Source organism: Ralstonia sp. PBBBR1 (genome assembly GCF_002256165.1).
Taxonomy (GTDB): domain Bacteria; phylum Pseudomonadota; class Gammaproteobacteria; order Burkholderiales; family Burkholderiaceae; genus Ralstonia; species Ralstonia thomasii.
Genome location: NZ_NKIL01000005.1, coordinates 14,890 through 37,990, shown reverse-complemented (window position 1 = coordinate 37,990; position 23,101 = coordinate 14,890). Strand labels below are relative to the sequence as shown.

The 23,101-nt window shown below is 61.3% G+C and carries 20 protein-coding genes, 1 pseudogene and 1 riboswitch; of the genes and pseudogenes, 11 read left to right on the top strand and 10 right to left on the bottom strand.

The features are described from left to right. Positions 1 to 67: 67 nt before the first annotated feature. The 3 genes from CFE42_RS08895 to CFE42_RS08885 all read right to left on the bottom strand — a co-directional run bounded on the left by CFE42_RS08895 (position 68) and on the right by CFE42_RS08885 (position 3,831). Positions 68 to 1,321 carry a D-amino acid dehydrogenase gene (locus CFE42_RS08895; protein ID WP_004627251.1) on the bottom strand — a complete coding sequence of 418 codons (1,254 nt, stop codon included), beginning with the start codon at positions 1,319 to 1,321 and terminating at the stop codon, positions 68 to 70. Between the two features lie 145 nt (positions 1,322 to 1,466). Then, positions 1,467 to 1,572, bottom strand: a riboswitch (glycine riboswitch). Between the two features lie 64 nt (positions 1,573 to 1,636). After that, positions 1,637 to 2,428 (bottom strand): ethanolamine ammonia-lyase subunit EutC, encoded by a 792-nt coding sequence (eutC, locus tag CFE42_RS08890; protein WP_004627249.1) that lies wholly within the window; start codon positions 2,426 to 2,428, stop codon positions 1,637 to 1,639. A gap of 20 nt (positions 2,429 to 2,448) precedes the next feature. Continuing rightward, complete coding sequence (locus tag CFE42_RS08885; protein WP_004627247.1) at positions 2,449 to 3,831, bottom strand: ethanolamine ammonia-lyase subunit EutB; 1,383 nt, start codon at positions 3,829 to 3,831, stop codon at positions 2,449 to 2,451. Between the two features lie 124 nt (positions 3,832 to 3,955). Here CFE42_RS08885 and chrA point away from each other — a divergent pair, with 124 nt between their 5' ends. After that, positions 3,956 to 5,191 carry a chromate efflux transporter gene (gene chrA, locus CFE42_RS08880; protein WP_037043580.1) on the top strand — a complete coding sequence of 412 codons (1,236 nt, stop codon included), beginning with the start codon at positions 3,956 to 3,958 and terminating at the stop codon, positions 5,189 to 5,191. Between the two features lie 49 nt (positions 5,192 to 5,240). Here the strand turns inward: chrA and dbpA are convergent, their stop codons facing one another. Next, positions 5,241 to 6,638 (bottom strand): ATP-dependent RNA helicase DbpA, encoded by a 1,398-nt coding sequence (dbpA, locus tag CFE42_RS08875; RefSeq protein WP_004627243.1) that lies wholly within the window; start codon positions 6,636 to 6,638, stop codon positions 5,241 to 5,243. Positions 6,639 to 6,652: 14 nt separating this feature from the next. Next, entirely contained in the window at positions 6,653 to 6,838 is a 186-nt protein-coding gene (locus CFE42_RS08870; protein WP_024542192.1) for a hypothetical protein, read from the bottom strand. 597 nt (positions 6,839 to 7,435) lie between these two features. Between CFE42_RS08870 and CFE42_RS08865 the strand changes: the two genes are divergently transcribed. From CFE42_RS08865 to CFE42_RS08845, 5 genes are all read left to right on the top strand, one after another. Further along, positions 7,436 to 9,184 (top strand): alpha/beta fold hydrolase, encoded by a 1,749-nt coding sequence (locus CFE42_RS08865; RefSeq protein ID WP_004627239.1) that lies wholly within the window; start codon positions 7,436 to 7,438, stop codon positions 9,182 to 9,184. Between the two features lie 164 nt (positions 9,185 to 9,348). Beyond that, the gene (locus CFE42_RS08860; protein WP_004627230.1) at positions 9,349 to 9,861 is read left to right on the top strand and encodes a hypothetical protein; all 513 of its coding nucleotides are present in this window, start codon (positions 9,349 to 9,351) and stop codon (positions 9,859 to 9,861) included. A 9-nt stretch (positions 9,862 to 9,870) separates the two neighbouring features. Then, entirely contained in the window at positions 9,871 to 11,316 is a 1,446-nt protein-coding gene (locus CFE42_RS08855; protein WP_004627228.1) for a bifunctional enoyl-CoA hydratase/phosphate acetyltransferase, read from the top strand. After that, complete coding sequence (locus tag CFE42_RS08850) at positions 11,313 to 12,320, top strand: acetate/propionate family kinase (protein ID WP_004627227.1); 1,008 nt, start codon at positions 11,313 to 11,315, stop codon at positions 12,318 to 12,320. The genes CFE42_RS08855 and CFE42_RS08850 overlap by 4 nt, the downstream gene beginning before the upstream one ends. Then, positions 12,265 to 12,870 carry an AraC family transcriptional regulator gene (locus CFE42_RS08845; RefSeq protein WP_238563725.1) on the top strand — a complete coding sequence of 202 codons (606 nt, stop codon included), beginning with the start codon at positions 12,265 to 12,267 and terminating at the stop codon, positions 12,868 to 12,870. Before CFE42_RS08850 ends, CFE42_RS08845 begins: the two co-directional genes overlap by 56 nt. A 169-nt stretch (positions 12,871 to 13,039) precedes the next feature. Here the strand turns inward: CFE42_RS08845 and CFE42_RS08840 are convergent, their stop codons facing one another. Continuing rightward, positions 13,040 to 13,873 carry an oxidoreductase gene (locus CFE42_RS08840; protein WP_004627223.1) on the bottom strand — a complete coding sequence of 278 codons (834 nt, stop codon included), beginning with the start codon at positions 13,871 to 13,873 and terminating at the stop codon, positions 13,040 to 13,042. Between the two features lie 154 nt (positions 13,874 to 14,027). Here CFE42_RS08840 and CFE42_RS08835 point away from each other — a divergent pair, with 154 nt between their 5' ends. Beyond that, positions 14,028 to 14,939 (top strand): AraC family transcriptional regulator, encoded by a 912-nt coding sequence (locus tag CFE42_RS08835; RefSeq protein WP_193747913.1) that lies wholly within the window; start codon positions 14,028 to 14,030, stop codon positions 14,937 to 14,939. Between the two features lie 379 nt (positions 14,940 to 15,318). After that, entirely contained in the window at positions 15,319 to 16,029 is a 711-nt protein-coding gene (locus CFE42_RS08830) for a DJ-1/PfpI family protein (protein WP_004627219.1), read from the top strand. Positions 16,030 to 16,097: 68 nt separating this feature from the next. Here CFE42_RS08830 and CFE42_RS08825 read toward each other — a convergent pair whose 3' ends face one another. Both CFE42_RS08825 and CFE42_RS08820 read right to left on the bottom strand, forming a co-directional pair. Beyond that, positions 16,098 to 17,996, bottom strand: coding sequence for a cation acetate symporter (locus tag CFE42_RS08825; protein WP_004627217.1), 1,899 nt, complete (start codon positions 17,994 to 17,996; stop codon positions 16,098 to 16,100). Between the two features lie 17 nt (positions 17,997 to 18,013). After that, the gene (locus CFE42_RS08820) at positions 18,014 to 18,304 is read right to left on the bottom strand and encodes a DUF485 domain-containing protein (RefSeq protein WP_004627214.1); all 291 of its coding nucleotides are present in this window, start codon (positions 18,302 to 18,304) and stop codon (positions 18,014 to 18,016) included. Positions 18,305 to 18,493: 189 nt separating this feature from the next. Between CFE42_RS08820 and CFE42_RS08815 the strand changes: the two genes are divergently transcribed. Then, positions 18,494 to 19,798 (top strand): aminotransferase class I/II-fold pyridoxal phosphate-dependent enzyme, encoded by a 1,305-nt coding sequence (locus tag CFE42_RS08815; RefSeq protein WP_004627213.1) that lies wholly within the window; start codon positions 18,494 to 18,496, stop codon positions 19,796 to 19,798. Between the two features lie 307 nt (positions 19,799 to 20,105). On the opposite strand, the gene CFE42_RS08810 is transcribed toward CFE42_RS08815, so the two are convergent. After that, complete coding sequence (locus tag CFE42_RS08810) at positions 20,106 to 20,489, bottom strand: helix-turn-helix domain-containing protein (RefSeq protein WP_238563724.1); 384 nt, start codon at positions 20,487 to 20,489, stop codon at positions 20,106 to 20,108. Positions 20,490 to 20,702: 213 nt separating this feature from the next. On the opposite strand from CFE42_RS08810, the pseudogene CFE42_RS08805 reads away from it, so the two are divergent. Continuing rightward, a pseudogene (locus CFE42_RS08805) lies at positions 20,703 to 21,002 on the top strand (NAD(P)H-binding protein); the annotation flags it as partial. A gap of 317 nt (positions 21,003 to 21,319) precedes the next feature. Here the strand turns inward: CFE42_RS08805 and CFE42_RS08800 are convergent. Continuing rightward, entirely contained in the window at positions 21,320 to 22,150 is an 831-nt protein-coding gene (locus tag CFE42_RS08800) for an NAD-dependent epimerase/dehydratase family protein (protein ID WP_004627206.1), read from the bottom strand. Between the two features lie 442 nt (positions 22,151 to 22,592). On the opposite strand from CFE42_RS08800, the gene CFE42_RS08795 reads away from it, so the two are divergent. Beyond that, positions 22,593 to 23,090 carry a helix-turn-helix domain-containing protein gene (locus CFE42_RS08795; protein ID WP_238563716.1) on the top strand — a complete coding sequence of 166 codons (498 nt, stop codon included), beginning with the start codon at positions 22,593 to 22,595 and terminating at the stop codon, positions 23,088 to 23,090. The last annotated feature ends 11 nt before the right edge of the window (positions 23,091 to 23,101 follow it).

Below are 23,101 nucleotides of genomic sequence, written 5' to 3'. Positions count from 1 at the left end.
TCGCTTGGATCGTTCTCGCAATGAAAAAGCCCGCCAGCGTCCCGGCGGGCTTTTTCGTTTTCTGCGATCAATGCACCGGGCAATCTCGCGCGATCACGTCGCCCACCATCGCGGCAGTGGCGCCGGACAGCGTCCAGCCGAGGTGCCCGTGGCCTGTGTTGTAGAACACGCGCGCGTGCCTGCCACGGCCGACGCGCGGCATCATGTCCGGCATCATCGGGCGCAAGCCGGCCCAGGGCACCACGCGCGACGTGCCAATCGCAAAGTTGCGGCGCGTCCAGGCCACCAGGGGTTCGATGCGGTCGGCGCGGATGTCGCGGTTGTAGCCATTGAACTCCGCCGTGCCGGCCACTCGGAACCGGCCAGTGCCCAAGCGGCTTGTCACGATCTTCGCGCTCTCATCCAGCAGGCTGACCCACGGCGCGCCTTGCACGCTGGCTTCATCGTCCAGGTGCACCGTGATCGAATAACCCTTGACCGGATACACGTTGATGCGATCGCCCACCAGTTGCGCGATATGCCGGCTGCCCACGCCCGCGCAGACGACCATCGCATCGGCGGCAAGGTCCTGAACGACATTCGCCGCACTGGTGGAAAGGCGGTCATCCAGCGTGGTCTGCAGCAGGAGGCGGACGCCGCCTTCAGTGGTTTGCACATCGCGCACATCCACGCCTTGCATGAAGCGCACGCCGCGCCTTTCGCAGGCCTGCGCGAGGCCCCGCGTGAACTTGTGGATGTCACCGGTGGCGTCGGATTCGGTGAAGTAGCCGCCGTAGTAGTTGCCGCGTAGCGTCGGCTCAATGGCGGCAATCTCCTCGGGGCTCACGGCGTGGCGCTCAAGGCCGCCGGCGACGAGCAGGGCGTTGGCCTTGCCTGCTGCCGCAAAGCTGGCCTTGTCGTGATAGACGTGCAGAATGCCGCGCTTCTGCAGGTCGAAATCGATCTGCTCGCGTTCCGCCATCGCAAACAGATGCTTGCGTGCCTCGATGGCCATGCGTGTGGTTTCGATGGTGTTGCGGCGGTAGTGCGCGATGCTGGCCACGAACTCGCCGATCCACGAGTATTTGTGCCACGAGGGCTTGGGATTGAGCAGCAGCGGGGCATCGTTGCGCAGCATCCATTTGATGCCCTTGAGCAGCGTGCCAGTGCTGTTCCAGACTTCAGCGTTGCTGGCGGAAAGCTGCCCGCCGTTGGCGAACGATGTTTCCATGGCCGGATACAGGTGGCGGTCGAGTACCGTGACCTGATAACCGAGTTGCGAGAGCGTGTAAGCAGTGGTGACGCCGGATATGCCGGCGCCGACGATGACGATGTGCGTCATGGCGGTCCCTATGGAGTGATGTCATGACCGGACGATCCGGTCGGCTCACCCCATCTGTCTCGGGACCTGAGAGCTTGGGCGTCAGCAGCGCTGGCGCCTTCCCCTTCGGTGGGCGCGCGCGTGCACGCCTCTCTCCAGATTCGCAGTCGACGCCACAGTCCTTTTGCCTGAGAGTTTCCGGGGTGGTTGCTCCATCGGCGCCGGGCGTTGCACGTGCGTGCGTTGAGCCCGGTCTCTCCTGCGGCGTGTTGCAGCTGTCGTTGGTGCGTCAGCCGCGCCTGCGTGCTGCCGGTGTGGGCAGCGGGGGGGAGTGTGTCACGGGTTGTGAGGTTCGGCAAGTCGGGCTGTACCCGGTGAGACGGACGGCGTGTCATCCTTCAGGTCGACGCCACTGCGGCCCAGCGCCAGCGCGCCGTTGAGCAGGAACACCAGCCGGGTCGCTGCCTGGTCATAGGTCAGACCTGCCGGCCGCACATTGGAGATGCAATTGCGCTCCGCATCGGAGCGGCCAACGCGCGGCGCGTAGGTCAGGTAAATGCCTAGGCTGTCAGGCGAACTCAACCCTGGCCGCTCACCGATCAGCATCACCACCTGCCGCGCGCCCAGCAGTGCACCGATCTCATCCCCCAGCGCAACCCGGGACTGCTCGGCGATGGCGACTGGCCCGATCGACCATCCGGCCGGCAGACGCTCACGCACGCTGCATAGCAGCGGCACTGCATGGCTTTGCACCGCCAATGCGGAGAGCCCATCGGCAATCACGAAGACAACGTCGAACGGCTGCGCTGGCCGCAACGCGCCAAGTCTTGCGCGGCTGGCCTCGTCAAGGCGGCGGCCAAGGTCGGGACGGCGCAGGTATTCCGCGCGATCGGCTGCCGCGCTGTGCGCCGTCACCGCCGTGAAGCCCGCTTCGCCCAGTGCGGTCGCCACCGCTGCGCTATCGAGCGGCAGGTGCACGGCGTCGCGCGCCTGGGCATGCGCCACGCCAAACGCCAGCACGGCGTCGGTCGTCTGGCTGTTGCCGGCGCGGCCCAGCGCGATACGGGCGTCGGTAAAGGCGCGCAGGTGCGCCCACGGATTCAGCTGGACGAGGGTGTGTTTCGGCATGTCTGGCTTCCCCACGGAATTCACAGTGCGTGAGCCAACTGCAGCAGCGGTTGCCGCGCCGTGGCGTCTTGCAGGCGGCCGGCAGCATCGACGATGCCCATGCTTTGTAGCCACGCCTCGAACTCCGGTGCGGGCCGCAGGCCGAGCGTGTCGCGCAGATAGAGCGCGTCATGGAACGACGTGCTCTGGTAGTTCAGCATGATGTCGTCAGCGCCCGGCACGCCGATGATGAAATGGATGCCCGCCACGCCAAAGAGCGTCAGCAGCGTGTCCATGTCGTCCTGGTCCGCTTCTGCGTGGTTGGTGTAGCAGACGTCGCAGCCCATCGGCAGGCCCATCAGCTTGCCGCAGAAGTGGTCTTCCAATCCAGCGCGGATGATCTGCTTGCCGTCGTACAGATACTCCGGCCCGATAAAGCCGACCACCGTATTGACCAGCAGCGGCGAGAACGCCCGCGCCACCGCATACGCGCGCGCTTCCATGGTCTGCTGATCCACACCGTAGTGTGCGTTGGCCGACAGCGCGCTGCCCTGGCCGGTCTCGAAATACATCACGTTGTTGCCGACCGTGCCGCGCGCCAGGCTCTGCGCGGCGTCATGGGCCTCGGCCAGCAAGGCGAGGCTGATGCCGAATCGCGCGTTGGCCTGTTCGCTGCCCGCCACCGACTGGAACACCAGGTCTACCGGCGCACCTTGGTCAATGGCGCGCACCGTGTTCGTCACGTGCGTCAGTACGCAAGACTGCGTGGGAATGGCGTAGCGATTGCGCAGTTCGTCAACCAATTGCAGCAGCGAAACGATGGCGCCGAGATTGTCGCCGGCCGGGTTGATGCCGATGGTCGCGTCGCCGCAGCCATAGAGCAGGCCATCGATGATCGATGCAGCAATGCCTTTGGGGTCATCCGTCGGGTGGTTGGGCTGCAGCCGGACCGACAACCGGCCGGGCAAACCGATGGTGTTGCGAAAGCGCGTGACCACGCGGCACTTGCGCGCCACGGCGACCAGATCCTGGTTGCGCATCAGCTTGCTGACCGCGGCGGCCATTTCCGGCGTGATGCCGGGCGCGACGCTTGCCAGTGTCTGGCTGTCGGTCTCATGCAGGAGCAGCCAGTTGCGGAATTCCCCCACTGTGAGCGAGGCGATCGGCTGGAAGGCCTGCGCGTCGTGCCGATCAAGAATCAGGCGCGTGACCTCGTCGTCTTCATAGGGCACCAGCGCTTCGTTGAGAAACACCGACAGCGGCACATCCGCCAGCGCCGTGCGCGCGGCCATGCGTTCGCCTTCGCTGGCGGCTGCCAAGCCAGCCAGATAGTCGCCCGAACGCGACGGGCTGGCCTTGGCCAGCAGCGTCTTGAGATCGTTGAACACATGGCGCTGTGCGCCAATGGTGTGGGCAAAGTGCATGATGGGATACCCGGCAGAGTCCAATGGCGGTGACGGCGATGCCTATCCTGCCACTTTAGTTGCCTTCCAAGCCATGGCGGCAATGTTCTAATACGGGTTTCTCAAACGTCGATATCCCGCGCCAATGACCGCTTCCGCCACACCGTTCCGTACACATCAAGCGGGCTCTGCCATGGAAGTGCTGGCGGTCTTTCTCAAGCTGGGCCTCACGAGCTTCGGCGGCCCTGTCGCGCATATCGGCTACTTCCGCCGCGAGTTCGTGGAGCGCCGCCGTTGGCTGGACGACGCAACATTCACCGATCTGGTCGGGCTGTGCCAGTTTCTGCCGGGGCCTGCCAGCAGCCAGGTCGGGTTTTCCGTCGGCCTGCTCCGGGCCGGCTGGCGCGGCGGGTTGGCGGCGTGGTGCGGCTTTACGCTGCCTTCCGTCTTGTTGCTGCTGGCATTTGCGATGCTCGCGCCGAGCCTCGGCGGCCCGTTTGGCGCGGGCCTGATCCACGGTTTGAAGCTGGTTGCCGTTGCTGTGGTGGCGCAGGCCGTGTGGGACATGGCGCGCAAGCTCTGTCCAGACTGGCAGCGCGCAGGCATCGCGGTACTCAGCATCGCCGTGCTTGGCGCGTTGACGACCGTCTACGCGCAACTTGTCGTGATTGCGCTTGGCGCCGCGCTGGGCCTGGTGTTGTGCCGGACATCCCTTCCGGCCAGCGGTAGCCAGAGGGCAGGGCAGGAGGCCGCATTCCGCGTGTCTCACGTGGCCAGCATCGTCAGCCTGGCGTTGTTCTGCGCGCTGCTGTTCGGACTTCCGGTTCTGACGGATCTTCATCCGTGGATGCCCGCGAAGGTATTCGACGCGTTCTATCGTTCGGGTGCATTGGTTTTTGGGGGCGGGCACGTCGTGCTTCCGTTGCTGGAGCAGCAGACGGTCGCGACCGGTTGGGTGGCATCGAACGATTTTTTGGCTGGCTACGGTGCCGCACAGGCCGTGCCGGGGCCGCTCTTCACCTTCGCCGCTTTCCTCGGTTGGACGATCGGCCCCGGGCTCAATCACTGGGCCGGTGCTGCCCTTGCTACGGTGGGTATTTTCCTGCCGGGCTTGCTGTTGGTCATCGCGGCGCTGCCTTACTGGCAGGGATTGCGCGCGCGCCCGTCCATGGCAGCGTTGCTTGCGGGGGTGAATGCCGCAGTGGTTGGGTTGCTGGCGTTTGCCCTTTACACGCCGGTCTGGACGAGCGCCGTGCGGTCATGGCGCGATGTTGCCGTCGCGGCGATTGCGTTCCTGCTGCTGACGCAATGGAAAACGCCACCGCTGATCGTGGTGGCGTTGTGTGCGGCTGCGGGTATTGCCGCTGCCATGCTGGGTTGAGTCGCACGCGCCCTGCGAGCCGCAACCGCTCGCGGCGCAGGGCAGGGCGTCACTCCTCCATCAGCCGGACCCTGACCTTCTTGCCCTTCACCGTGCCGGCGTTGAGCTTGCGCAGCGCGTCGCGTGCGATGCCACGCTCGACCGCGACGTAGGTCGAGAATTCGGTCACGTTGATCTTGCCGATCTGGTCGCCGCGAAAACCCGCATCGCCGGTCAGTGCGCCGAGCACATCGCCGGGGCGGATTTTCTCCTTGCGGCCGCCGAGAATCTGCAGCGTTTCCATTGGCGGCAGTAGTGGTGCGTCATTGCCGGTATCCAGCTCGTCGAGCTGGTGCCATTCGACCTCGCGGCCGAGCGCCTGCTCGATATTGCCGACGCGCCCCATCTCGTCCATGCTGGCGAGGCTTAATGCCCAGCCGTTCTCATCGGCGCGGCCTGTGCGGCCAATCCGGTGCACGTGCACTTCGGGATCGGGCGTCACGTCAACGTTGATCACCGCTTCAAGCTGGGCGATATCGAGCCCTCGCGCGGCAACGTCGGTCGCAACCAGCACTGAGCAACTGCGGTTCGCGAACTGGATCAACACCTGGTCGCGCTCACGCTGTTCGAGTTCGCCATGCAGCGCAAGCGCGTGAATGCCCTGCGCGCGCAACACATCGAGCAGGTCTCGGCATTGCTGCTTCGTGTTGCAGAACGCGAGCGTGCTGACCGGACGGTAGTGCTTGAGCAGTTGCCCCACCGCATGCAGCCGCTGGCTGTCGGTCACCTCGTAGAAGCGCTGGCGGATCTTGCTGTCGTCGTGGCGCTCTTCGAGCTTCACTTCCTTCGGGTTGCGCAGAATCCGCTGGCTCAGCTTTGCAATACCTTCCGGGTACGTCGCCGAGAACAGCAGCGTCTGCCGATCGGCTGGACACTGGCGCACGACTGTTGCGATGTCGTCGAAGAAGCCCATGTCGAGCATGCGGTCTGCTTCGTCCAGCACCAGCGTCTTCAGTGCACCGAGCGCGAGATTGCCGCGCTCCAGATGGTCCATGATGCGGCCCGGCGTGCCGACGATGACGTGGGCGCCGTGCTCCAGGCTTGCGGCCTGCGGGCGCATCGGTGTGCCGCCGCACAGCGTCAGCACCTTCACGTTTTCTTCGGCACGGGCCAGGCGGCGGATCTCCTGCGCCACCTGATCGGCAAGTTCGCGCGTAGGGCACAGCACCATCGCCTGCACGTCGAAGCTGCGCGCGTCGAGCCGTGCGAGCAGGGCCAGCGCAAACGCAGCGGTTTTGCCGCTGCCCGTTTTTGCCTGCGCGATCAGATCGTGGCCGGCAAGGGCGATCGGCAGGCTTGCGGCCTGGATCGACGTCATGTCGGTATAGCCGAGCTGCGCAAGGTTCGCGAGCACAGCCGGGGCGAGCGCTAAGGTGCTGAAGGGCGTGGCGGTCGGTTCGAGGGTCATGTTGTTGCGCTGGGTCACTTGTACGGCTTGCCTTCGAGTTGTTCGTAGACGACGGTGCCGTCGGCAGCTTCGAAGCGTTCGACATAGTTGCGTGCGCCGCACAGCGCACAGCGGAACAGCGGCCCTTGGCCCTCGTCTTTGATCACGACGTCGGAAAGCTGCCACTGCGTGCCGCAGCTCTGGTTGATGCAAATGAACACGGTTTTCTCTAAATGGATGTTGTGTTGCGCCTCGATGACGAGGTGGTAGTCAGGGGCTGCGAGTGCACCGATATGAATCCAGATGGGTACCTCAACCACAAATGGCTTTGCCGCGCCATTTGCAGGAGTTTGCACTGCCCTGGGCCTATTTTGGCCCGAGCAGTGGAGATTGCATCTCGTCTGATGGAGTCGGCGCGTTGCGCTCAATGCATCCTGTGGTTGCGACAGATTCGCGGGCACAACCTGGAGCGCGATGGAAATCTGGGCCCGATGTTGCAGTCCGCCGCGTTTTCCCCGCCGGACTCTAACACACCCATTTAGGCCGGTGGCCCGTTGACCGGGCCTCTTGGAATCCGCGGTTCCAGCCCGAACCGAGCGGCATCGGCGCGATATGAAAGCAGCGCGCTCATGTCCACTCCCAACCGCGGAACTCCGTCGCCACCGCCACTGCGACGACTGGCAGGCAACCGCAGATGTCGTTTCTGTGAAACCACCTAGAGTCGGCCCTCTTGTCCCAGTTTGAGGTGCATCAAGTCCGGGCCGTAGCCCCTGGCATCTAATGGATTGCATATTTCGCAATCGTTTGACGCCCCGACCATGCGCACCGCCCCCGTGCCGTCTTCGCCGACTGCAGAGCAGATCGACCTACCATTTCACGCGGCGCTTGCCCGCGCGTCCAATTCGCTTTCGATTGCATCAATGCAACTGGCCCTGTTCGATTGGGCGCTGCATCTGGCCGGCTCACCGGGCAAGCGGCTGGATCTATGGCGATTGGCGCTAACGCAGGCCCAACAACTCGAGGGTTACATCCGGAACTGCATGGCGTCCGGCCCTCAGAACGCGTGTCTTTGCGTCCAGCCGCCGGCCCGCGACCGTCGTTTCGCGGCCGACGAGTGGCGCCTGTGGCCGTTCAACGTGCTGCACCAGTCCTTCCTATTGACAGAACAATGGTGGGAGGCCGCCACGCGCGGCGTGTGGGGTGTCGCCAAGCACCATGAGGACGTGGTCGCCTTTGCTGCGCGTCAATGGCTCGACATGATGTCGCCGGGCAACCAATTGGCAACCAACCCCATTGTCCTGCGCCGGACCTTTGAGCAGCACGGCACCAACCTTGTGCGCGGCGCGCTCAATGCGCTTGACGATCTGGAGCGCTCCATGAGCGGTGCGCCGGCTGCCGGTACCGAACGCTTTATGGTGGGCCGCGATGTGGCCATCACGCCCGGCAAGGTGGTCTTGCGCAACCGCCTGATCGAGTTGATCCAGTACGCACCGGCTACGGGCAAGGTCCAGGCCGAGCCCATCCTGATCGTGCCGGCCTGGATCATGAAGTACTACATCCTGGATCTGTCGCCGCAGAACTCGCTGATCCGCTATCTGGTCGAGCAGGGCCATACCGTGTTCTGCATCTCCTGGAAGAACCCCGACGAGGCGGATCGCGCCCTCGACATGGATGACTACCTCAAGCTCGGCGTCTTTGCCGCGCTCGATGCCGTCAATGCCATCGTGCCGGGCCAGCGCGTCCACGCCGCCGGCTACTGCCTGGGGGGCACGTTATTGGCCATCGCTGCGGCTGCCATGGCACGCGATGGCGATGCACGGCTGGCGTCCATGACGCTCTTTGCCGCGCAGACTGACTTTTGCGAGCCGGGCGAACTGGGCCTGTTCATCGACGAGGCACAGGTCAGCCTGCTTGAAGCGCAGATGGAGCAGACCGGCTATCTGCGCGCCAGCCAGATGGCCGGGGCTTTCCAGATGCTGCGCTCATACGACTTGCTGTGGTCGCGCCTGGTGGGCGAATACTTGCTGGGCGACCGCGCACCCATGAACGATCTGATGGCCTGGAACGCCGACGCCACGCGCATGCCCGCGCGCATGCACAGCCAGTACCTGCGGCATCTTTTCCTGAACGACGACCTGAGCGAGGGCCACTATCCCGTCAACGGCAAGCCGGTGGCACTCAACGAGATCGATTTGCCCATCTTCGTGGTGGGCACGCTGACCGACCACGTGGCGCCCTGGCGCTCCGTCTACAAGCTGCATCACCTGACCGAGGCGGAGCTGACGTTCGTGTTGACCAGCGGCGGTCATAACGCCGGCATCGTCAGCCCGCCCACCAACTCGCATCGAAGGTTCCAGATGCAGACACGCCACACAGGCGAGACATCGGCGGGGCCGGATGACTGGCTGGCATCGGCGCCCGCCACCGACGGTTCGTGGTGGCCGGCGTGGCACGCATGGCTCGTTGCACATGCATCGGGCTCCGCGCTGGTCAAACCGCCGAAGATGGGCGTTCCAGGATTGCCGCCACTGGCCGACGCGCCCGGCACCTACGTGCTGGAGAAATAGATGCGTGTGGAGAAACAACGCGGGGATCTGGTCCAAGGTCTGGTCGATGGGACTGGTGGTGTGGCCTCAATGTCTGGCCATCTGCGTAATCGGCACCGTGCTGTTTCTCGCATCATTGACACGCTTTCGCCAAACCATCAGCCAGATGGCTTAAGGAGCCCAACATGGATACACCCGCCAACGTTCCTCTCGCGCTTCAAAAGGCGCAGATTGCATTCGGACTGCAGACGTTGGGTCTGCTCAAGGCAACGCGGCAGCGCTGGTATGAACTCGGCGCCGAGCTACTGGCCGCAGACGTTGCCCGCACGGAGTCTGCGCTGGCCGACCTGCAAAGCGTCGAGGATTGGAACGCGTTTGCTGCGCTGCTACCCAACGCATTCTGGCAGAGCAGCCAGCGGGCCATGGATGTGCTGCAAGGGGTGCTGCAGACCGCCATCTCGAACCAGTCGAGCTTCGTGGCGGATTACCAACGCGTCATGCTGGAATGGCAGCAGGCTTCCGTCCGGGCGCTGAGCACGGCCGGCAATGCCATGCCGATCCACACGGCGCTGCAGGGGATGCTGTCGACGTGGGGCTTGCCGGGCGATGCATTGCCGCGTTCCGCAAGCGAGCAGTCGAACCCGACCCTTTTGCGTGCCTCCGGCAAGGGCAACGGTCAACTCCGCAAAACTTCCTGACGAGCGCACATGGGCCCCGATCATTTGCCTGCACCGCCGGCGCTGCTGCCGGGCAGCGACCTTAGCGTGGTGCGCAATCGCACCTTTGACGAAATTGCCGTTGGCGACACTGCGGCCATCCTGCGCACCCTCACGGCGGAGGACATCCAGCTCTTTGCCGTGCTGTCCGGGGACGTCAACCCGCAGCACCTCGACCCCGAATTTGCCGCATCCACGCGCTTTCACGGCGTGATCGCCCACGGCATGCTGGGCGGAGCACTCATTTCCGCCTTGCTCGGGACCCGTTTGCCCGGCCCGGGAACGATCTACCTTGGGCAGACCCTGCAATTCCTTGCACCGGTGCGCGTGGGCGACACGTTGACCATCCGCGTGACGGTGGTCAGCAAAGAGGACGAAAGAAAGCGGGTCACGCTGGCATGCACGTGTACAAACGACAGCGGCACGGTGGCCATCACGGGCGAGGCCGAGGTCATCGCGCCCACCGAGCGGATCGAGCGTCCGCGCACCACACTGCCGGATGTGCGTATCACCACCGGCAGTGACGGTATGCACCGGCTGCTCGACCATGTGCGACCTCTTGGTGCAGTCCGCATGGCCATCGTCCATCCGTGCGATGCGCTGAGCCTGACAGCCGTGATGGACGCGCACGCTGAAGGCCTGATCGTGCCTTGCCTCGTCGCGCCATACGCCAAGCTGATGCGCGTAGCCGCCGATGCCGGCCTTGACCTCCGTGGCATAGAGATTGAAGACGTGCCGCACAGCAGCGCCGCTGCCACCCGCGCGGTGGAGCTTGTCACGCAGGGCAGGGCAGAGGCGCTCATGAAGGGCAGCCTGCATACCGATGAATTGATGGCAGCGGTCGTGCGCGACGAAGCGGGGCTGCGTACGAAGCGCCGGATCAGCCATTGTTTCCTGATGCAGTCGCCCGTGTATCCGCGGCCGTTTATCGTGACGGACGCCGCCATCAACATCGCGCCGACCCTCGATCAGAAGGCGGACATCGTCCGCAACGCCATCGATCTGGCCCATGCGATTGGCGTGGAACGCCCCCGGGTGGCGATCCTTGCGGCGGTCGAGACCGTGAACCCGCGCATGCCGGCCACGCTCGATGCGGCCGCACTGTGCAAGATGGCGGACCGCGGCCAGATTGAAGGCGGTGTGCTGGACGGGCCACTGGCTTTCGATAACGCGGTATCTGCCGCTGCCGCGCGCATCAAGGGCATCGTCTCGGAAGTGGCAGGGCAGGCCGATGTGCTGGTGGTGCCCGATCTGGAAAGCGGCAACATGCTCGCCAAACAGTTGGAATACCTTGGCGGGGCTGCCAGCGCGGGCATTGTGCTCGGCGCCCGCGTGCCCATTGTGTTGACCAGCCGTGCCGACTCGCGTGAATCGCGCATCGCGTCGTGCGCGCTTGCCACCTTGCTGGCTCACCGCTACCGCAGCTTGCCGCCATGAACGATTGCATCGTCGTACTGAATTGCGGCTCATCGAGCATCAAGTTTGCGTTGTTCGATGCCACCTTGGACCCGTTGCCGCTTGCGCCCATGTGGAACGGCAAAGTGGAGGGGATCGGCACTGAACACCCCACGGCGACAGAGGCTGGCGCGCCGACACAGGCGCTGGAGCTTGACGGTGTACAGCCGTATCACGCCGCGCTCATGCACATTCGCCAGCGTGTCGAGCAAAGGCTGGAAGGCCGCCGGCTGAAGGCCGTGGCCCATCGGGTGGTGCATGGCGGCGCCAAGTACTTTGCGCCGGTACGCGTGAACGCGGAGGTGCTTTCCGATCTGCGCAGCTACATTCCGCTGGCGCCGCTGCATCAGCCGTTTGCATTGGAAGCCATCGAGGCGCTTCTGTCGGGCTTGCCCGACGTGCCGCAAGTTGCTTGCTTCGATACCGCGTTCCACAACACGCTGCCACAGGTCGAGACGATGCTGCCGTTGCCTTACAGTGCATGGGAGCGTGGCCTGCGGCGTTATGGCTTTCATGGGCTGTCGTACGAGTACATGTCGATGGCCTTGCCCGAACGGCATGGCGACATCGCCCGCGGGCGAACCATCGTCGCGCACCTGGGCAGCGGCGCCAGCCTGTGTGCAATGCACGGGCTGAAGAGCGTGGCCACTACGATGGGGTTTTCCGCGCTCGAAGGCCTGATGATGGGGACGCGATGTGGCTCGCTCGATCCGGGGGCAGTGCTCTACATGATGGAGACGGAGCATCTTTCCCCAGCACAGGTCGGGCACGTGCTGTATCACGAATCGGGTCTGCTTGGCGTGTCAGGGCTGTCTTCCGACCCGCGCGACCTGATTCCGCGCGAGGCCGACAACCCGCGTGCGCAGGCAGCGCTTGCGCTCTACGTGCGCCGGATCGTCCGCGAGATCGGCGCCCTGGTAGCGGTGCTTGGTGGCCTGGATCTCTTGGTATTCACGGCCGGTACTCCACTTCACCAGCGAGACTGATAAAGCGACATTGCGAACGTCTATCGAGCGGCTCATGCGCGAATTGCGGGAGCCTGCTCCAGGGAGCGCATTGATCGCTGAGCATGTTGCGCAGACATTGCTTGTCGAAGCCCTCAGGTTGCATCTCGTACAAGGTTCAACAGCAGGGCCGGGCTGGCTGCTTGCGTTGGCTGATAACCGAATGAATGCCGTCTTAAGTGCGATGCATTCTGAGCCCGGAAAACGTTGGACGCTGGACAGCCTGGCGAAGGAGGCCGGCATGTCGCGGTCCAGCTTTGCTGCTCACTTCAAAGCAAGGGTGGGGATGCCAGCACTCGAATACCTCACCCTTTGGCGCATGCTGATAGCGGCCGACCGCTTGGCCAAGGGCCGTGAAAAAATATCTGCCCTTGCGCCAGCTCTCGGTTACGAATCGGAGAGCGCTTTCGGTGCCGCTTTCAAGAGAGTCATGGGTTTCGCGCCGCGTCAATACATCCACGAGCTTCGTAACGGGGTCGACAAGCGTGAGCTTGGGTTTTCACAGTTGCCACGCAGCTTGTCGGCGGAATAGCGTTTTGTACGAGCGCCAGAGGAATCTGCCGCACGTCTCATGCGGATATCTCATTGAGTGGCGACGCTCACAGTTTGGAGTCGTTGCGTCAGCGGCTATCGAAAGGGAGGCCTGCCGCACTTCAAGCAAAAGGCACGTTCGCAGGCTCATTTCTTATCACAGAGAGTTCTCAGCCGTCCGTCGATAGCGTTAAGGTTTCCCACTCACGAATCTCATCCGCGAGAGCAGACAATTTCTCCCGCACGAGTCCAAGTGCGTCGCTACCAAGCAGGAGATGTGCAGGCGGACGATCCGACGTAATGACTGCTAACATTGCGCGTGCTGCTTTTGCGGGATCTCCCAATTGCTTGCCACTTTTCTCGGCGCGTGCTTTGCGAACTGGATCGAAGATTGCGTCGTAGTCGGATATCGAGCGGGGCGTACGTGTCATCGAGCGGCCTGCCCAATCAGTGCGGAATGAGCCTGGCGCGACGGCGGTCACGGCGATGCCCAAAGATTTGACCTCTTTGCCCACCACCTCAGAGATGCCCTCAAGCGCAAACTTGCTGCCACAGTAGTAAGCAATTCCCGGCATGGTGATGTATCCGCCCATGGAAGTAATGTTAAGGATGCGGCCTCGCCGACGTTTGCGCATATATGGCAGTACGGCCTTCATCATTGCGACAGCACCGAAGACGTTTACGTCAAACTGCCGTCGCATCTCTGACAAAGGCGACTCCTCCATAACGCCTTCCTGTCCGTAGCCGGCGTTGTTGACCAGGACGTCGATGGCGCCTACGTTCGCTTCCACTTCCGCGACCACGCTATTGATTGTCCCAAATTCGGTTACGTCGAGTATCCGCCCGAAGGCCGCATGCCCAAACTGCGACTCGAAATCACGCTTTGCTTCCTGACTTCTGACAGTGCCTACCACTGTGTGGCCGGCTGCGACGGCCTCTTGCGCAAGTGCCCGGCCAAATCCGCTGCTGACGCCGGTGATAAGCAGGATCTTCTTGGATGCCACTGGAGACTCTCCTAGAGGTTGAAGGGAGAGTGCATGCTAGTCTGACGACTTGATTCCGCTAATTCACGTTTCCGTATTTTTCTTGCCTAAAGCTATGAATCTGGATCGGAACTCAGCCTTTGGCTCCGCCCTATCGTCTAGAAGCAAACAACGGATGGTTAACTTGCTCAGAGTCTTGGCTCCGGAGGAGGGCTATAACCTCACTGCAATGCCAAGCGTACGCATTCTGCGCTCGAACCGCGCGTTAGCTCGTACGCCGGTTCTATACGATCCGGGCATCGTAATCGTCTGCCAGGGGAGCAAGCGAGGTTACTTCGGCGACCAGCTTTACCTATACGACGAGCATCACTATTTGGCTGTATCCGTACCCGTGCCGTTCAGCATGGAAACCGACGCTACGCCAGAGCACCCTTTGCTAGCTCTCTACCTCCACCTCGATTTCACAGTTGCAGCTGAACTGTTAGTTCTTATAGATCGGGAGGGTGGAAACGAGCAAGCGCAGGTACCTAACAGCATGATGTCGACACCGATGGATGGAGCGATGCATGCTTCCGTACTGCGCTTTCTCGAAACGATGCATCGACCGCTTGAGGCAGCTGTGTTGGGGCCCAGCCTGCTTCGTGAAATCTATTTCCGAGTACTGACTGGTGCTCAAGGAGCTTCGATGCGCGAGGCACTGGCCATGCGAGGCCAGTTTGGCAAGATAGGCAGGGCATTACGCCTTATCCATACCGCTTATACCCAACCCCTCGACGTAGCGCAGCTGGCCGAGGAGGCAGGAATGAGTGTTCCGACGTTCCACAGCCACTTTAAGGCAATCACTCAGGTGTCGCCGATGCAATACGTTAAGACTACGCGTCTGCATCAGGCTCGCCTATTGATGGTGCGCGAGGGCGTTACAGCAGAGGCGGCAAGTCATGCCGTCGGCTACACGAGTCCGTCCCAGTTCAGCAGGGAATTCAAGAGATTGTTTAAATTGACGCCGGCAGCGGAGACGAAGCGCATGCGTGAAGGCTTCTCCCTCCCGGCAGCGTTCGCCAACGCACAGTACGTCTCATCACACTGAGCTAAGAATTTTTGCGGGTGGGCTTTTGGCCGACGGGCCAAGTCAGGTGCGATCGGGTGCGGGGTCCGCGCTACGCTGCCGATCGCGACCATTAAGCCTCGCTGTTCTACTTCGGATGCCTACCGATCTCCATGGTACGTCCCGCAGGGGGAGAGTTTTGCTCTCATATCGCGGACTATCGGCTATCCAGGCTGCAGGCGGCACTTCGCTGTATTGACAAGGTCCTCAAAAGCGCAGTTGGCCCGCGCCGACGAAGCGCGCGCCTTCACCGCGCTTTTATCGCCCGCCGGCGGTTGACTTCGGTATTTGGAGAGTCTATTGTCTTAGTTCAAACATTGTTTGAGATAGTTCATTAATATTGCGACTCTTTGGATACATCATGACCCCAATTCCGAACGACGTTCATTTGAAGATCGGCGGCATCATTTTCCCGAAAATGGACCAATGCGACTTCACCGGCCCGTTTGAAGCACTCGCGCGCGTGCCCAATTCAACCTTCATGACGCTTTGGAAAGACAAGCAGCCCGTTCGGGACATGGCCGGAATGCAACTGCTCGCCGATACGACGTTCGACGAAGCCCCGCAACTCGACGTCTTGCTTGTGCCTGGCGGCTACGGCCAGGAAGCGTTGATGTCTGACGAGGAAGTGCTCGGTTTCATACGCCGGCAAGCGGCCTCGGCCCGTTACGTTTATTCCGTGTGCACTGGCGCCTTGCTATGCGGCGCGGCGGGGCTGCTGCAAGGCAGACGCGCGACCACGCACTGGACCGCTATGGACGCCCTACCGTTCTTCGGTGCAACCCCAAGCGAAGACCGTATCGTCATCGACGGTAAGTACGTGAGCGCCGGCGGCGTAACGTCTGGAATCGACGGCTCGCTCATTATGGTCTCGCTGCTGCGTGGTGAAACCGTAGCGCAAGAACTGCAGTTGTACATGAACTACGATCCCAAGCCCCCGTTCAACGCCGGTTCGCCACGGACCGCACCAGCGTCCATACTGGAAGCCGTAAAGCAGCGAGCCGAGCCCATTACCGCACAACGTCTTGCAACAGCGAAGGCCTACCAAGAAGGGCTTTCAGCTGAGGCATGATGTGCCTACTCGTGAAAAAAGGGCCGCTGTATCTAGCGGCCCTTTTTGTTTTCGTTGCTTCGGCACTTTCAGTGTGACGTCGCCTCCGACCGTCCACGGCCGGTGTAGCGACGCAACCGCAGTTGCTGCCAGACACGCGGATCCGTTTCCGCGGAAGTGGCAAAACTGCCCAATATGACTAACAAGAATCCGAACGGAATTGAGATCAGCCCAGGGTTACGCAAATTGATCAGCGGCGCCGACAGGCCGACGATGCTAGTCTGTGACCCTGCGCGAAGCGCTTCTAGGCGCGTGCGTGCCTCGTCAATAGTTTTGCGCGTAGTGGCCATCCTGACGTCGTCAGCAGGAGCCCGGTCGCGCAGGCCCGAGAGCGTCGCTAGTTCGGTCTCAGCCATAACGAGCGTACGCTGGACCTCCTTCTGCTGAAGTACAGGGTATGACATATTCGGTGATACCAGAACCAATCCGATCGCGCAGATAGTGCCACCGAGTACGCCGAGCACGACTCCGATAGTGTTGCAGCGCTTCCAGTACAGAGTGAGGAGCAGTGCGGGAAGGTTCGCGGACGCTGCTACCGCGAGCGCAAGACTAACCAACTGCGCCACGTTCTGCCCTTTGGCCAGCAGCCCAATGCAGATGCTAATCATACCCACGCCAATGGCAGCCAGCTTGGCTGCGACAAGTTGTTCACGCGGCGTTGCGGTTCCACCCTTGATCGCGCCGACGTACACGTCGTGGGCGAGCGCAGAAGATGCCGCAAGCGTCAGCCCCGCCACAACCGCGACAATCGTTGCGAATGCGATCGCCGCTACCATAGCCATGGCTAGGTTGCCCATCGCCGTGTTCGCGCCGCCCGCGAGCATCTGCGCCAGCAGCGGCGCCGCAAGGTTGCCCCCTTTGTCGAGTGCGGTAATTGACACTGCGCCTACGTAATATGCCGCGGCAAAGCCTATGGCAATAATCAACAAATGGCAGCCGCCGATCAGCAGCATGCCCCATAGAACCGAGGAGCGCGCGGCGCGCGCGTCCGGTACTGTGAAGAAGCGCATCAGGATGTGTGGCATGCCCGCAGTGCCGAGAATGAGTGCAAGTCCAAGGGAAATCTGCTCGACGGGATTCTTAAGATACAGCCCTGGCTCGAAGAAGCGTTGCACATCCGTGGTCGACCCGGTCAGCTGCGCGACATGCGCCTGCATGTCGGTGCTCTGTGTCAGTGCGTCGAACAGCGCGTTTGCCGAGAAACCGAACGGCGACCACGACAGCACCACCATGACGAAGCATGTGGTGATAAGCAACACTGCCTTGATGATCTGTACCCACGTTGTGGCACGCATACCACCGAACACCACATAGACCATCATGAGCGCCCCTGTGGCAATAACGGAGACCTCATATTCGATACCGATAAGGGCGCGTACCAGCACGGCGCCGCCGACGATCTGCGGAATCAGATAGCACACCGACACGATCACGCTGGACACCGCAGCGACGAGCTTGGAGGCCCGGAATCCGTTGCGGCAAGCAAGCACGTCACCGAACGTGTAACGGCCTAGGTTTCGGCAGGGCTCGGCTATTAGCAGGAGGATGGGAATGAACGCGATGAAGAAGCCGGCCACATACAGCATGCCGTCAAATCCGTAGATCGCGATAAGGCCGGAGACGCCTAGGAATGCAGCCGCTGAAAGATAGTCCCCTGCAATAGCGAAGCCGTTCTTCATGCCGCTGATTCCACCGCCGGCGGTGTAAAACTCAGCGGCCGACTGCCCCCTGCGCGCCGAGAAGTAAGTGACGACGAGGGTCAGCACGATCATGGAGGCGAAGGCGGCAAACGCTAGCCAGCGATATTGAGGCGCTACCGCGCCGGCGGCGGCAGCGTGTGCGCTTTGTGAGAAACACCCAAAAGCAGCCAACGAGGCCAGCGCAAGTGTTCGCGCGCACGCACGTGTTGGTCGATAGCGAAAGTTCATGGTGATGGCCTCACAACTCAAAAAAGAATGGAGTGCATGACAGTGTCGGTCCTACGCATGCGTGCGACATAAATCCACGCGACGAGGCAGCCGAACAGGTATTGCGAAACAACGAAGAGCATGCCTACGTTGATGCGGCCGACCAGCCGAATTGCGCACAGCGACGGGAAGTAGGCGGCGGCGACCAACAGACCGAAGTAAAACAGTGCGAAGGCCGTGAATAGGAATGTCAGCATGCGGCGGTGGCGTGCGGCTTCTATCTCGAACTCGTTAAGCGCGGCAACACCAGCGTCATCGGTGAGATTCATGGTTTCTCCCTTTGGCAGGTCAAGGTCAGGATCGAAATAATGTTGTACTAGTACAATAGTCGCTTGAGCCAAGAGACCATATAAGTGTTTCCCCTTGTATGAGGCTGCTCGGCAACCGGCGGGGCTTACCAGAGCTATACTTTTACGTGTTAGAGAGATCGGGACAAACCGGCAGGACAGATCATTCCCATGAAAGCAGCGGAGATTTTCAGAAGCCTGGAAGATCGGATCGTGCGCGGAGAGCTGCGCGCCGGCGATGCATTGCCGACGGTAAGAGACGCAGCCGAGCGCTGGCAGGTCAACAAGAACACAGTGGCCTCGGCGTACCGCATGCTGCAGAACGCGGGGCTGATCTTCAGTTCGGGGCGTAATGGTTCTGTAGTTGGCGGCCCTATCACCTCAGAAGCGGTCACCGGTTGGACGCAGACGCACGATGGTGTCATTCCCGTCCATGGAGGCAATCCCGATCGTTCGTTGTTGCCCAGCGCGCTGATGGTGCGAGCCCAACTCCAAAAGATCTCCACCGATCCGATGCTGTATGGGGATTCGAATGAAGCGGTACCGCTTATGGAGTGGGCACGACAATCGTTTGAAGCAGACGGCATCCCAGCAGATGCGCTGTTCGTGGGAAGCGGCACAATGGCGGTGCTTGATATCGTGCTGCGAGTTTGCCTGTCTCCGGGCGATGCGGTCGCCATGGAAGACCCTGCATACGCAACCACGGTTGGCCTCGCACGATCCATAGGCTTGAAGCCCGTGCCGATGGCTCTGGACGCCCACGGCGTGCGTCCAGAAGCGTTGCAGGCGGCCATCAAGGCCGGTTGCAAGGCAGTAATCTTGAGTACTCGAGCCCAGAATCCTACGGGTATCTGCACCTCTGCCGAGCGAGCGAGCCAACTGGCTGCAATCGTCGCCAACGCAGAGCACGCTCTGTTTATCGATGATGACCACTCAAGCTTGCTGCAGTTGGCGCCTTACCGCAACATCCTCGCGGCAAACGCCAAGCGCTGGCTCGTGACGCGTTCAGTGTCGAAGTTTTTGGGGCCGGACATGCGGGTCGCGATCGCCGCAGGTGATGCGTTGACTGTGGCGCGGATTTCGCGCGCACAGGCATATGCGATGGGTTGGGTCAGTTTGCTGCTACAACGACTCGTCGGTGGCTTGCTGCAACAGCCGGCCATTCTGTCGCTAGTTCGGGATGCGGGGCGAATCTATCGTCATCGCTATACCTATATGCAGAGGGCACTGCGTGACATCGGTATTGAGACAGTCGGCACCGCCGGCTTCAATATCTGGGTGCCGTGCTCGGACGAGGCTTCTGTCGCGCAGAGCCTGCTCAGCAGCGGCTGGCGCATCCGTACTGGTGCCGGTTTTACGCTGGAGAGCGCGCCGGGGTTTCGCGTTACGACCGCTGCGCTGGATGAGGACGCTATCGATGCGTTTGTGGCCGCCCTCGCCACCGCGTTGACTAGTAGGCCTCAATCTCTCGCGTAACAGCCTTCCCTTCACGCGGCAAGTAGGGTTGCCTACACCGTACTGAATCTTCACACGTTGACAAAGGCCGGGCTGTGCAGGCGATGCGGGCCTCAATTGAATGTAAGCGCGCAATTTCGCACACCTAGGTTCCGTTGTTGAGAACGCATACGGTCGTGTCCGCAACGGATGACTTCCGTGCGAGGTATTTCCCCAGCGCGCTAAGACGTCGAATGTCTATCGAGGGAATCTCAGCGACGAGGCCGGATCTTTCGATACTGAAAGGACTTTGCCTTACCCACCAAAATCTGCCTTTTCCACCCATTCTTTATTCTATCTGGACGTCAAAGTCGGCACTCTGCTGCGATGGACGCTGCGGTGTGGTGCGAACCTTGACGTGCTCCGGTCTCGCGCGTTGTGAGCTCTTGCCAGAAGTCTCGCGAAGCAACAGGCGGGACCCGACTTCCACGATGGAGGTGATCGCCGGCAGGAGCTCTCGTCCCAGCGACGTCAACCCGTACTCCACAGACGGCGGCGAAGTCGCCAGGACATTGCGTTCGAGCACGCCTCGCGCTTCCAGATCGCGCAGTCTCCCGGTTAGTACCTTAGCAGTGATCGTCGGATTGTCGCGCCGCAATTCCGAAAATCGGCGTGGCCCATTACTCAGACACCAGACGAGTTCAGGCGTCCAGAGGCCACTGAGCAAGGCCATACATTTCGACATGGGGCAGCCGCCAGGCGGCGGAGCCACCTTCTTACGCATCTTTAGGCTCATCGTTGCATTTCCATGGAGGTTTCCCGATGGTTACCTGCATTCCGGCCGGTAACCTGAAAATAATGGTAACTGATAGGTATATAGTTTCCAAGGGAAACGTTCGTCCGTACACTTTGAATCTCTTCAATCGAATCAAAGAGAGGACACGACATGTATGCCATTACAGGCGCAACGGGCCAGCTTGGCCGATTGGTCATTGACGCTTTGCTGGAAACTGTTCCCGCTGACCAAATCGTGGCGGCGGTGCGGAACCCCGGCAAGGCACAAGACCTTGCCAAGCGAGGCGTGAAGGTGCGAGAGGCCGATTACACCCGGCCTGAAACGCTTACAACCGCATTTGCTGACGTCAACAAAGTATTGCTCATCTCTTCCACCGAGGTGGAAGGACGCCTGCCGTTGCATCGCGCGGCGGTCGAGGCGGCGCAGCGCGTCGGCGTTTCGCTGCTCGCCTAAGGTCAATACGATCCAGCGGTGTCTGACTGACGCATCGCCGATGTGCGCATCGACACCGCAACCATCGATCCATTCGTTACCGCTGTCGGATGCTTCGTATTTTCTGACGGCGGCCAATCAAGAGGAACAACATGCAAACAACTACCTCTTGCAATCAAACGGCCACACAATCTGCAGCCCGCATTGCTTAGATTTTCTTCCACGAGTGATCATTAGCTGCGTTCCAAACATCCGGTGCGGGTCGCTCAAGAAAACTGATACGAACATCCCTGCCAATGCAAGAAAGCCCTAGCTCCGGCGTAGAGTCAATGACTCTAGAGGGCGTGCGCGGAAAGGGCGTCCGCAAACCGCGAAAACTTGGGCTTGAAATCGAGATCTTCGCGAACTCGACGACCCTCGAGCAGCGTGTCGAAATCCGCTGCGCGTTCTGGAGTCGAGCCGTTTGGAGGTTCAGCTCCGACGGACGCAAAGAGCTCGGCAATCGTGGGAGCTTCGTCGTCAACCACGTTATAGATGCGGTGCGAAAGTGCTGAAGCCTCCAGCACGCGAACAACAGCTTGAGCTACGTCTGCATGATGTACGACCGACATGCGCTGGTTGGCGGGCCAGCCCTGCATGAGTGGTATCAGTTCCTGAACATGTGGATCTCCGTCGCCATACACAAAAGCCAGCCGCAGCACTCGCACATCTAGATCATCAAGGCCGAGCAGGAATCGCTCGGCCGCGAGCTTGCTCATTGGATAGGCCATTGTCGGCGCGCAAGGGTCGACTTCGCTCGCTGTAAGGCCCCTGGTCGGCCCATAGACCAACCCTGTACTCATGAAAATGAACCTGTTCACACTTGCGGCACGCGCCGCAGCGGCGAGGCTGCGCGTGCCGAGATCGTTAGTGCTATAAGCCTGCTCCACCGTAGCGCCCCGGAAAAATGCTGCGCAGTGCACGACTACGTCGGTCCCTGGCACAGCCGCTGCTAGGGAGTCCGCATCAAGGAGATCGCCCTCGGCGACTTCGACGTGATCCCCCTCTAGTTGTGCGGCGTGCAGCCGATCGCGAACCAGCGCGCGAACCTGATAGCCACGTCGAGTCAAGTCTCTGACGAGCCGGCTTCCGATTTTTCCAGTTGCCCCGGTTACGAGAATCTTCATACGAGCGCTCCAGTCGAGTAATGACGCGGAGCGACTGTATTCCCAAGTTGAAAGATTGAATTGGAAAAAACGGACAGCATCTACATGGTTCGCGCAGCGGCCGAACCCCGAATACAATCGGTCCATGGATATTCGTGCGAACCTAACTCAACCGTCAACGCTAGGCAACTCGGTCCGGGCGGTCATCGATGCAATGTTCGTCGACGAATGCTATGAGGATGGACCTAGGATTGTGATTCCGCGTCCCGAATTGCACCTCGCAGTGAGGCTCGGCTCTTCGATAAGCGGGGGCGTGGACATTCACGTACTTGGGGCGCGTCAACGCGTAACCCGAAAGATCGTTCGCGGTGGGCAGTGGACCATATTGGCTCGTCTCCAATTGGTGCACGCGAGGGCAGTGCTGGGGGCGTCCCCCTCTGCGTTCCGTGGATATGTGGTACCTGTGGATCAGGTCTGGGGCGCCGCAGACGCGCAAAGCCTATACGACGATCTGCTAACTGCGACAAGCCCCGCCGATGCGGCAGTGATTCTGGAGAGAGTCATTGCGGGGCGGTTATCGCCTGACAACTTGTACCAAGGGCATTCAGCGCTGGTATTCGAAGCCGCAAAGAGAATGCTTAAAGCAAACGTGGGCGTCGTGGCCTCCGACCTGGGCATAAGTGAACGGCATCTGCGCCGCGTGTTTCTGGAAACGGTTGGCATTGGGCCAAAGACCTTTGTGCGGCTCATGCGGTTTTCGCGCGCGACTGACTTGGCGCGCGAAAACCATCATGCCAGCTGGGCGAGTATTGCTGTCGCGGTCGGCTATTACGACCAAGCCCATCTCATCGAGGACTTTCACTTCTTCGCCGGTACCACTCCTGAAGCCTTTCGGCGCGAACTCGGCAACACAGGCGTTCTTAAGAGCATAGACAGGGCGGCTGCCTGCAACTTTATTTAGCTGGCTCAGCG

Coding starts and splice junctions, on each gene's coding strand:
- CFE42_RS08895 (WP_004627251.1), bottom strand. CDS start 1,321: ATGACGCACATCGTCATCGTCGGCGCCGGCATATCCGGCGTCACCACT.
- eutC (WP_004627249.1), bottom strand. CDS start 2,428: ATGCCGAAACACACCCTCGTCCAGCTGAATCCGTGGGCGCACCTGCGC.
- CFE42_RS08885 (WP_004627247.1), bottom strand. CDS start 3,831: ATGCACTTTGCCCACACCATTGGCGCACAGCGCCATGTGTTCAACGAT.
- chrA (WP_037043580.1), top strand. CDS start 3,956: ATGACCGCTTCCGCCACACCGTTCCGTACACATCAAGCGGGCTCTGCC.
- dbpA (WP_004627243.1), bottom strand. CDS start 6,638: ATGACCCTCGAACCGACCGCCACGCCCTTCAGCACCTTAGCGCTCGCC.
- CFE42_RS08865 (WP_004627239.1), top strand. CDS start 7,436: ATGCGCACCGCCCCCGTGCCGTCTTCGCCGACTGCAGAGCAGATCGAC.
- CFE42_RS08860 (WP_004627230.1), top strand. CDS start 9,349: ATGGATACACCCGCCAACGTTCCTCTCGCGCTTCAAAAGGCGCAGATT.
- CFE42_RS08855 (WP_004627228.1), top strand. CDS start 9,871: ATGGGCCCCGATCATTTGCCTGCACCGCCGGCGCTGCTGCCGGGCAGC.
- CFE42_RS08850 (WP_004627227.1), top strand. CDS start 11,313: ATGAACGATTGCATCGTCGTACTGAATTGCGGCTCATCGAGCATCAAG.
- CFE42_RS08835 (WP_193747913.1), top strand. CDS start 14,028: ATGGTTAACTTGCTCAGAGTCTTGGCTCCGGAGGAGGGCTATAACCTC.
- CFE42_RS08830 (WP_004627219.1), top strand. CDS start 15,319: ATGACCCCAATTCCGAACGACGTTCATTTGAAGATCGGCGGCATCATT.
- CFE42_RS08825 (WP_004627217.1), bottom strand. CDS start 17,996: ATGAACTTTCGCTATCGACCAACACGTGCGTGCGCGCGAACACTTGCG.
- CFE42_RS08820 (WP_004627214.1), bottom strand. CDS start 18,304: ATGAATCTCACCGATGACGCTGGTGTTGCCGCGCTTAACGAGTTCGAG.
- CFE42_RS08815 (WP_004627213.1), top strand. CDS start 18,494: ATGAAAGCAGCGGAGATTTTCAGAAGCCTGGAAGATCGGATCGTGCGC.
- CFE42_RS08810 (WP_238563724.1), bottom strand. CDS start 20,489: ATGGCCTTGCTCAGTGGCCTCTGGACGCCTGAACTCGTCTGGTGTCTG.
- CFE42_RS08800 (WP_004627206.1), bottom strand. CDS start 22,150: ATGAAGATTCTCGTAACCGGGGCAACTGGAAAAATCGGAAGCCGGCTC.